The sequence below is a fragment of the Mycobacterium angelicum genome, assembly GCF_002086155.1.
GTDB classification, from domain to species: Bacteria; Actinomycetota; Actinomycetes; order Mycobacteriales; family Mycobacteriaceae; genus Mycobacterium; species Mycobacterium angelicum.
In genome coordinates this window covers 1-216 of sequence record NZ_MVHE01000496.1, presented here as the reverse complement: position 1 = coordinate 216, position 216 = coordinate 1, and the positions used below count along the sequence as shown (strand labels likewise).

At 70.8% G+C, this 216-nt stretch carries 1 pseudogene; it reads right to left on the bottom strand.

The annotated features are described in order from the left end of the window. Window positions 1-112: pseudogene (locus BST12_RS31800) on the bottom strand (4-(cytidine 5'-diphospho)-2-C-methyl-D-erythritol kinase); the annotation flags it as partial. Window positions 113-216 lie beyond the last annotated feature (104 nt).

Sequence of the window (216 nt, the reverse complement as noted above, 5' to 3'; positions counted from 1 at the left end):
CCTCGCGGCGATCGCCGACCGCCAGATAGAGGTTGACCTTTCCGGGCACCCGAACGGTGACCGACCCGGTGGGCACCCACAATTCAGCGGTGTTGCCGTCAGATGCGGACACCGCAGCAGACTATCGCTGTGACGCGCCGACCACACGCGGCGGCGCCCCGTCAGCTCGCCGACGCGTGCCCCGAAATGTCCGGCGCCCTGGCGTCCCGGCCGGTG